Origin of the sequence: Pedobacter sp. (assembly GCF_035317785.1) — a bacterium.
Classification (GTDB): Bacteria; Bacteroidota; Bacteroidia; order Sphingobacteriales; family Sphingobacteriaceae; genus Pedobacter.
The window spans coordinates 21,589-29,898 of the sequence record NZ_DATHGC010000232.1 but is presented as its reverse complement, the minus strand read 5'-3'; the positions used below and the strand labels follow the sequence as shown (position 1 = coordinate 29,898).

11 protein-coding genes and 5 tRNA genes are annotated in these 8,310 nt (G+C 41.8%); 15 read left to right on the top strand and 1 reads right to left on the bottom strand.

Annotated elements, in window-relative coordinates; all coding sequences use genetic code 11:
• Positions 1-279 (bottom strand): hypothetical protein (locus VK541_RS14200; RefSeq protein ID WP_324370978.1); only part of this gene is annotated, 279 nt, incomplete at its 3' end.
• Between the two features lie 197 nt (positions 280-476).
• Here VK541_RS14200 and VK541_RS14195 point away from each other — a divergent pair.
• From VK541_RS14195 to rplJ, 15 genes are all read left to right on the top strand, one after another.
• Positions 477-1,649, top strand: coding sequence for an acyl-CoA dehydrogenase family protein (locus tag VK541_RS14195; protein ID WP_324370977.1), 1,173 nt, complete (start codon positions 477-479; stop codon positions 1,647-1,649).
• 478 nt (positions 1,650-2,127) lie between these two features.
• Positions 2,128-2,322 carry a 30S ribosomal protein S21 gene (gene rpsU, locus VK541_RS14190; RefSeq protein WP_008243148.1) on the top strand — a complete coding sequence of 65 codons (195 nt, stop codon included), beginning with the start codon at positions 2,128-2,130 and terminating at the stop codon, positions 2,320-2,322.
• 126 nt (positions 2,323-2,448) lie between these two features.
• Positions 2,449-3,333 (top strand): tyrosine-type recombinase/integrase, encoded by an 885-nt coding sequence (locus tag VK541_RS14185; RefSeq protein ID WP_414692624.1) that lies wholly within the window; start codon positions 2,449-2,451, stop codon positions 3,331-3,333.
• A gap of 14 nt (positions 3,334-3,347) precedes the next feature.
• On the top strand, positions 3,348-3,695 hold the full coding sequence (gene hpf / locus VK541_RS14180; RefSeq protein ID WP_324370975.1) for a ribosome hibernation-promoting factor, HPF/YfiA family: 348 nt from the start codon (positions 3,348-3,350) through the stop codon (positions 3,693-3,695).
• 207 nt (positions 3,696-3,902) lie between these two features.
• Positions 3,903-3,975 (top strand) — tRNA-Thr (locus VK541_RS14175).
• Positions 3,976-3,985: 10 nt separating this feature from the next.
• Positions 3,986-4,068: transfer RNA gene (locus tag VK541_RS14170), tRNA-Tyr, on the top strand.
• 11 nt (positions 4,069-4,079) lie between these two features.
• Positions 4,080-4,152 (top strand) — tRNA-Gly (locus VK541_RS14165).
• A 43-nt stretch (positions 4,153-4,195) separates the two neighbouring features.
• Positions 4,196-4,267 (top strand) — tRNA-Thr (locus VK541_RS14160).
• Positions 4,268-4,386: 119 nt separating this feature from the next.
• A complete protein-coding gene (tuf, locus tag VK541_RS14155) occupies positions 4,387-5,574 on the top strand; it encodes an elongation factor Tu (RefSeq protein WP_324370974.1) in 1,188 nt (395 codons plus the stop codon).
• Positions 5,575-5,660: 86 nt separating this feature from the next.
• Positions 5,661-5,731: transfer RNA gene (locus VK541_RS14150), tRNA-Trp, on the top strand.
• A gap of 13 nt (positions 5,732-5,744) precedes the next feature.
• Positions 5,745-5,942, top strand: coding sequence for a preprotein translocase subunit SecE (gene secE / locus VK541_RS14145; RefSeq protein WP_285058801.1), 198 nt, complete (start codon positions 5,745-5,747; stop codon positions 5,940-5,942).
• A gap of 9 nt (positions 5,943-5,951) precedes the next feature.
• Positions 5,952-6,494, top strand: a complete 543-nt coding sequence (gene nusG / locus VK541_RS14140; protein ID WP_285058780.1) for a transcription termination/antitermination protein NusG — start codon at positions 5,952-5,954, stop codon at positions 6,492-6,494.
• 90 nt (positions 6,495-6,584) lie between these two features.
• Positions 6,585-7,028 (top strand): 50S ribosomal protein L11, encoded by a 444-nt coding sequence (gene rplK / locus VK541_RS14135; protein WP_008243137.1) that lies wholly within the window; start codon positions 6,585-6,587, stop codon positions 7,026-7,028.
• A gap of 23 nt (positions 7,029-7,051) precedes the next feature.
• Positions 7,052-7,750 (top strand): 50S ribosomal protein L1, encoded by a 699-nt coding sequence (gene rplA, locus VK541_RS14130; RefSeq protein WP_285058771.1) that lies wholly within the window; start codon positions 7,052-7,054, stop codon positions 7,748-7,750.
• Positions 7,751-7,752: 2 nt separating this feature from the next.
• Positions 7,753-8,274, top strand: coding sequence for a 50S ribosomal protein L10 (gene rplJ / locus VK541_RS14125; RefSeq protein ID WP_324370973.1), 522 nt, complete (start codon positions 7,753-7,755; stop codon positions 8,272-8,274).
• The last annotated feature ends 36 nt before the right edge of the window (positions 8,275-8,310 follow it).

Here is an 8,310-nt window from a genome sequence, read left to right as displayed (position 1 = left end):
GGTAGGGACCTTGAGCAGCAGCGGTCCCAGGAAATTATAAGTTTCAAATAATATCCATAGGCCCCATACTCCAAATGAGGCCCATAGTTCCGGAGAATTTATAGAAGGATAAGATTGCAATACGCGGTATACAAGTATGGTTGGGATAAACCCCAGCGAGAAGTGGCCAAACTGGTTGGCGAGCCAGGAATAAGTCAGGGTAACACCCCGATAAGAATCTTTTCCGATCAGGTCGGCACGAAGCTGTGCCATGACGGCTTGTCTGTTAATGAACTGCATGAGTTTGCGCTTTTAGTTTTTTTTAACGCCTAAAGCTAAAAAAAATAAAAAAACTTTTCTGCTTATTTGACTTCCTTAAAAACAAGGAGTTAGGTTATTGAACTAAATACCATTCCGTTCTACGATTTGGCAAGCTTTTAGCTGATGTCTGTATGGTAATAATTAACTAACATTGCCATTATTCAAATAAAAAAACTATGCTAGAAACAATAGATAACTCTGTTGGATACAACTTCAGTATATCTGAAAATCAGGAGCTGATCAGGAAGATGGTCAGCGACTTTGCAGAAAAGAACATACGGCCGCATGTAATGGAATGGGACGAGGTTCAGCACTTTCCGCTCGAGGTATTTAAACAGCTGGGTGATCTGGGCCTGATGGGGGTGCTGGTGCCTGAGGTTTATGGAGGATCGGGTTTTGGTTACCAGGAGTATGTGGACGTGATCGTAGGGGTTGCAAAGGTTTGCGGTTCCATAGGCTTATCACTTGCTGCCCACAATTCTTTATGTACGGGACACATCATGGCCTTCGCAAACGAAGAGCAGAAGCTGCGGTGGCTGCCCAAACTGGCAACAGCGGAATGGTTGGGTGCCTGGGGCCTTACCGAGGCGAATACAGGTTCTGATGCCTTGAGAATGGCGACTACTGCGATACCTGATGGAGACGACTATGTGATTAATGGTGCCAAAAATTGGATTACCCATGGCAAAAGCGGAGACGTGGCAGTAGTGATGGTGAGGACCGGTGAAAAAGGAAGGGCTGGCGGGATCTCAGCTATTGTTGTAGAAAGAGGCACGCCTGGTTTTACAGCCGGAAAAAAAGAAAATAAGCTTGGGATGCGTGCATCTGAAACCACCGAGATGATATTTGACAACTGCCGGGTGCCTAAGGAGAACCTGCTGGGTATTGAAGGAGAGGGTTTTAAACAGGCCATGAAGGTACTGGACGGCGGCAGGATCTCTATAGCAGCGCTTTCACTGGGAATAGCCAAAGGAGCTTACGAAGCTGCATTGGCCTATGCAAAGGAGCGCCATCAGTTTGGACAGCCTATCGCCAGTTTCCAGGGCATAAGTTTTAAGCTGGCCGATATGGCTACCGAGATAGAAGGTGCGGAAATGCTGATCAGGCAGGCTGCAGATCTCAAGAACAGGGGTCTGCCGATGACCAAGGAATCGGCGATGGCTAAATATTTTGCTTCTGAAGTTGCGGTTAAGGTATCGACAGAGGCCGTACAGATTTTTGGTGGTTACGGATACACCAAAGATTTTCCGGTAGAAAAGTATTACAGGGACAGTAAATTGTGCACCATTGGTGAAGGAACTTCAGAAATTCAGAAAATAGTTATTGCAAGAGAAATATTAAAAGACTAGATTAGTATATCGTTACCATCCAGAAGCATATTCTAACCAAATATAATTTCTCTAAATCCGGCGCTTGACAAAAGCAGCCGGATTTTTTACACGCGATAAACGCTTCATATTCCTTTTTCTTTTTTAAGATACTCATCTGCGGCCTTAGCTTGTTCGGGCCGGGTTCTGTATGAGTTCGTACTTGGTAAACGATATCTCAACAATGAGTGTAGGGTGAGTGCACCTTTTTACAGGAAAAAGGTGCACTCACCGTGGACTCAGGGTGCACTCACTGTGCACTCGGTACGAAGGCAGGACAGTCTGTCTTATTACTGGGGTATAGCTTCAGGGTTGAAAGGTATGCAGATGCGGCGGTCGCCGGCAGTTCTTTTGAGGATGGGCAGCAAATATATTGTTTTTTAAATTTATTGTTTTGATAATCAAATGAAATATGTATCTTTGCAGTCCTTAAAAACAACGAGAGGAGGTATTTTACGTTATGATCATTATTAATATTAAAGACGGCGAATCATTAGATAAAGCGTTAAAACGTTTCAAAAAGAAATTTGAGAAAACAGGAGTGTTGAGAGAACTAAGAAGTCGTCAGGCATACGAGAAAAAATCTGTTGCTCGCCGTACATTAGTGAAACACGCAATCTACAAGCAAAATATGCAGCTGGAAGGAACTATTTAAGTCCCTGTAGTTTATAGATATAGAGCGTCCCGATAAGTCATCGGGACGCTTTTTTTATTCAAAAAACGGGCGATGTTAGGATAATGTTTCGTATATTCACACTACCGAGCATTACAAATGGTTTCTATGGCTGTTGAGCAATTTTTGACATATCTCCAACACGAGAAGCGCTATTCACTTCATACCATTCAGTCTTACAGAACCGACCTGGTCCAGTTTGAAGATTTTATGTACAAGGTTTTTGAAATGGATCTTCAGTCGGCGGCACACGTCCATGTGAGGAACTTTGTGGTGGCACTGATAGATGATGGGTTGAGCGAGAGCTCGGTAGGAAGAAAATTATCGACCCTGCGCAGTTTCTATAAGCATATGCTGAGGCAGGGCCTGATCCCTGCCAGCCCGATGGGTCTGATAAAGGCACCTAAAATCCCCAAACGTATTCCCGTATTTGTCGAAGATCAAAAGCTGGACACCTTACTGGACTCCGGAGAGTTTTTTGATGAGAGTTTTAATTCGGTAAGGGATAAACTGGTTATTGAAGCTTTGTTTGGTACGGGAATGCGACTTGCAGAACTGCTCGCGTTGAAAGAATCCGATGTCAATTTTTATGAAATGAGCATACTGGTTACCGGTAAAAGAAACAAGGAGCGTATCATACCCATCAGTAAATCCCTGGCCGCTGAGATCAAAGCCTACCTCGAACTGAAATCATTTCAGAATTTTAATAACAAAAGCAGGGTGTTGTTCGTTACCAATAAAGGAGCGGATGCATACCCTGGTCTTATTTACAACATAGTGCAGCGTTATTTGACTTATATCTCCACCCAGGACAAAAAAAGTCCGCATGTGCTGCGGCATTCTTATGCAACCAGCCTGCTCAACAGAGGCGCGGATCTGAATGCTATAAAGGAATTACTGGGCCATGCCAGCCTGGCAGCCACACAGGTATACACGCACAATTCAGTAGAACGATTAAAATCAATATATAAACAAGCCCATCCAAAGGCATAAAAAAGGAGGAAAATATGAAAATCACAGTTCAATCGATCCATTTCACTGCGGACCACAAGTTGTTAGATTTCATCCAGAAAAAAGTAGATAAGTTAGACCAGTTTTTTGACCAGATCATTAGTGGGGAAGTTTATTTGAAGTTAGAGAATGTTGATGATGAGGCAAATAAGATAAGTGAGGTTAAACTGATTGTGCCGGGTGTGACCATGTTCGCAAAAGAACAGTGCAAAACCTTTGAAGAGGCAACGGATTTGGCGATAGAATCCTTAAGAAAACAAATTACCAAGCATAAAGACAAGACGAGAATTAAGCTTAGTGAGCATAAAGCGATTTTAAGCACAGATGAAGTGTCTGATTACTAAGCAGATATTTAAAAGCTTTTTGATAAAGAATTGGCGGCGTCGTTTCCGCCAATTTTTTTTTGAAAATAATTTTGTGTAGAACGTAAATTCTTGTAGATTTGCATTCCATTTCAGAGAGGGCGTTGTGCTGACAGTGAAATGGAATGTTCTATGAAAGATTAAATATTATAAAAATGCCTTGCTTTTATTAAGCAGCGTATGATATAAGCCTCCTTAGCTCAGCTGGTAGAGCAACTGACTTGTAATCAGTAGGTCATTGGTTCGATCCCGATAGGAGGCTCTTTTTTTTGGGGGAGATACCAGAGTGGCCAAATGGGACAGACTGTAACTCTGTTGTCGCAAGACTTCGAAGGTTCGAATCCTTCTCTCCCCACAATAAAAGAAGCGGAAGTAGCTCAGTTGGTAGAGCGATAGCCTTCCAAGCTATAGGTCGCGAGTTCGAACCTCGTCTTCCGCTCATAATGGAAAAAGGTGGGCAATAGGATTGCATGCTGAGATTAGCCGAAGTAGCTCAGCGGTAGAGCACTTCCTTGGTAAGGAAGAGGTCGTGGGTTCAAGTCCCATCTTTGGCTCAAAAAAATAAATGCTTTGTTAAATCTGGTTAAAAGCAGAGTGAACAAGGTTTTTTGTATTGAATTGTATCAAAACAATAAATAAAATAAAAAGTTAACCTACTAATAAGTATAAAAACATGGCAAAAGAAAAGTTTGACCGCAGCAAGCCGCACTTAAACATCGGCACAATCGGTCACGTTGACCACGGTAAAACAACCTTAACAGCAGCTATCACTAAAGTGTTGGCTGATGCTGGTTTCTCTGAGGCGCGTTCATTTGATTCGATTGACTCGGCTCCTGAAGAAAAGGAAAGAGGTATTACAATTAATACTGCGCACGTTGAGTATTCAACTGCTAACCGTCACTATGCACACGTTGACTGTCCAGGTCACGCGGATTATGTGAAAAACATGGTTACTGGTGCTGCGCAAATGGATGGTGCTATCATCGTTGTTGCTGCTACGGATGGCCCGATGCCACAAACACGTGAGCACATTCTGTTGGCTCGTCAGGTAGGTGTTCCAACATTAGTAGTATTCATGAACAAAGTGGATATGGTTGATGATCCGGAATTACTTGAATTGGTAGAAATGGAAATTCGTGAACTATTATCTTTCTATGAATTCCCTGGTGATGATATTCCTGTTATCCAAGGTTCTGCTTTGGGTGGCTTGAACGGTGATCCGAAATGGGTTGGCAAAATTCTTGAGCTAATGGAAGCTGTAGATAGTTATATTCCAATTCCTCCACGTTTGACTGAACTTCCATTCTTAATGCCTGTTGAGGACGTATTCTCGATCACTGGTCGTGGTACTGTTGCAACTGGTCGTATTGAGCGTGGCGTGATCAACTCTGGTGATCCTGTTGAGATCCTGGGTATGGGTGCTGAAAATCTTAAATCTACTGTAACAGGTGTTGAGATGTTCCGTAAGATCCTTGATTATGGTGAAGCTGGTGATAACGTAGGTTTATTGTTGCGTGGTATTGAAAAAACTGATATCCGTCGTGGTATGGTTATTTGCAAACCAGGTTCTGTAACTCCTCACACTGATTTCAAAGCTGAGATCTATGTATTGTCAAAAGCAGAAGGTGGTCGTCACACTCCATTCTTCAACAAATACCGTCCGCAATTCTATTTCCGTACCACAGACGTAACTGGTGAAATTTCACTGGCTGAAGGAACTGAAATGGTAATGCCAGGTGATAACGTTACGATCACTGTTAAATTGATCAACGCAATCGCAATGGAAAAAGGTCTTCGTTTCGCGATCCGTGAGGGTGGCAGAACTGTAGGAGCTGGTCAGGTAACTGAGATTTTAAAATAGTTCCTGGTAGCTTAGGCTTACCGGAAAGATTAAAATAAGAAACAAAGTACTTAGGCTTTGATAGCCTAGGTACTTTGTTCTGATACACGGGAATAGTTCAATGGTAGAATAGAGGTCTCCAAAACCTTTGATCAGGGTTCGAATCCTTGTTCCCGTGCAAAAAAATAATTATGGCTAAAGTAGTTCAGTTTTTTAAGGAATCGTATGAAGAAATGACCCAGAAGGTTACCTGGCCTACATGGGGAGAATTACAAAATTCTGCGGTGCTGGTTTTGGTGGCTTCGTTTATTATTGCATGTGTCATATTTGCAATGGATAAGGGATCTACTTTTGTTTTAGATACTTTTTATAAATCACTTTCTAATTAATATAGCTAAATGAACGATCAGTTGAAATGGTATGTAGTTAGGGCTGTAAGCGGAAAAGAGAAGAAAGTAAAGCAGTATATCGATTCTGAAATTAGCCGTTTGGGAGTAACACATCTGGTACCCCAGGTGTTGATCCCTATGGAGAAATACTACCAGATGAAAGATGGAAAGAAAATTGCAAAAGAGCGCAATTTCTATCCTGGTTATGTATTGATTGAGGCCATTTTGGACGGCGAGCTGGAGCACATCATTAAGAACGTTAACAGTGTGATCGGCTTTTTAGGAGATAAAGGCGGAAATCCGGTACCTATGCGTCAGGCTGAGGTTAACCGTATTTTAGGTAAGGTTGACGAAATGAGCCAGCAGAGCGAAACCATGAACGTGGCTTATTATGTAGGCGAGAACGTGAAGGTGATGGACGGACCATTTAATGGTTTTACAGGCGTTATTGAAGAAGTTAACGAAGAGAAGAAGAAATTAAAAGTTATGGTTAAGATTTTCGGAAGAAAGACTCCATTGGAGCTTAACTATATGCAAGTTGAAAAAGAGTAGTCTGCCAAAGATTATTTAATATAAAAACCTTAATTGTTACATTGCTTCCAACATTTAACATTGAGTATTACAAATTAACAAAAACAGAAAATGGCAAAAGAAGTCAGTGCACTTGTTAAGTTACAGATCAAGGGTGGAGCTGCAAATCCATCGCCACCGGTAGGACCTGCGTTAGGTGCTAAAGGGGTGAACATTATGGAGTTTTGCAAGCAATTCAATGCTCGTACCCAGGATAAGCCAGGTAAAGTGTTACCGGTTGTAATTACTGTTTATGCTGACAAGTCTTTCGAATTCATCATCAAAACCCCTCCGGTTGCCATCCAGTTAAAGGATGCTACTAAATTACAGAGTGGTTCTGCTGAGCCCAACCGTAAGAAAGTTGGTTCGGTGACTTGGGATCAGGTTAAGTCAATTGCTGAAGATAAGATGACTGATTTAAATGCTTTCACTATCGAATCGGCGATGAGTATGGTTGCCGGTACAGCACGCAGTATGGGAATCACCGTTAGCGGTGACGCACCCTGGACTAATTAATTAACAAAAAACAGTTTACAACAGTGGCTAAATTAACAAAAAATCAAAAAAAGGCACATGCTAAACTAGAATCTGGTAAAACGTATTCTTTAAAGGATGCGGCTGCTTTGGTTAAAGAGATTACTACTACTAAATTCGATGCATCGGTTGATATCGATGTGAGTTTGGGTGTAGATCCGCGTAAAGCGAACCAGATGGTTCGTGGTATCGCAACTTTACCACATGGTACAGGTAAAACTGTACGTGTTTTAGTTCTTTGTACTCCTGATAAGGAAGAAGAGGCTAAAGCTGCAGGAGCAGATTTTGTAGGTTTAGACGAATATGTAGCTAAGATTGAAGGTGGATGGACTGATGTTGACATTATAATCACTACTCCTGCTTGTATGGCAAAAGTAGGTAAACTGGGCCGCGTTTTAGGCCCACGGAACCTGATGCCAAACCCTAAGTCAGGAACTGTAACCAACGAAGTTGGTAAAGCAGTTACTGATGTAAAAGGCGGTAAGATTGATTTTAAAGTTGACAAAACAGGTATCATTCATGCTTCGGTAGGAAAAGTATCATTCCCGGCAGAGAAAATATATGAAAACGCATTAGAAGTACTTCAGGTAATTTCTAAGCTAAAACCATCTGCTGCAAAAGGAACTTATTTTAAAAGCATTCACGTGTCTTCTACAATGAGTCCGGGAATTGCAATCGAAACTAAATCAGTAGCGGGTATCTAATTATGAACAGAGAAGAAAAACACGAAGTCGTTTCGGCTCTTCAAGTGAAGATGCAGGAATTCGGTAATTTTTACATTGCCGACACATCAAGCTTATCTGTTGAGAAAGTAAACAGTATCCGTCGCAAATGTTTTGAAAGCGGGATTGAGATGCAGGTTGCCAAAAATACTTTGATCAGAAAAGCGATCGAAGGATTGGATGGTGATGCGTCAGAGATCTTCGCAGCCCTTAAAGGCCAGTCAGCATTATTATTCTCAACAACAGGCAGCGCTCCGGCGAAACTGATCAAAGCGTTGAGAAAAGGATCTGACAAACCATTGCTTAAGGCAGCTTATATCGATTCATCAGTATATGTTGGTGATAACCATTTGGATTCATTGGTGAGCTTGAAATCAAGAGAAGAGCTGATCGGGGATATCATTGGTCTATTACAGTCACCAGCTAAAAATGTGATATCGGCATTGAAGTCTAGCGGAGGCAAGATTGCAGGAATTGTTAAAACTCTTCAAGAGAGAGAAGGTTAGAACTCCTTAAAAGTTCATATTAAATAAATTATTTTA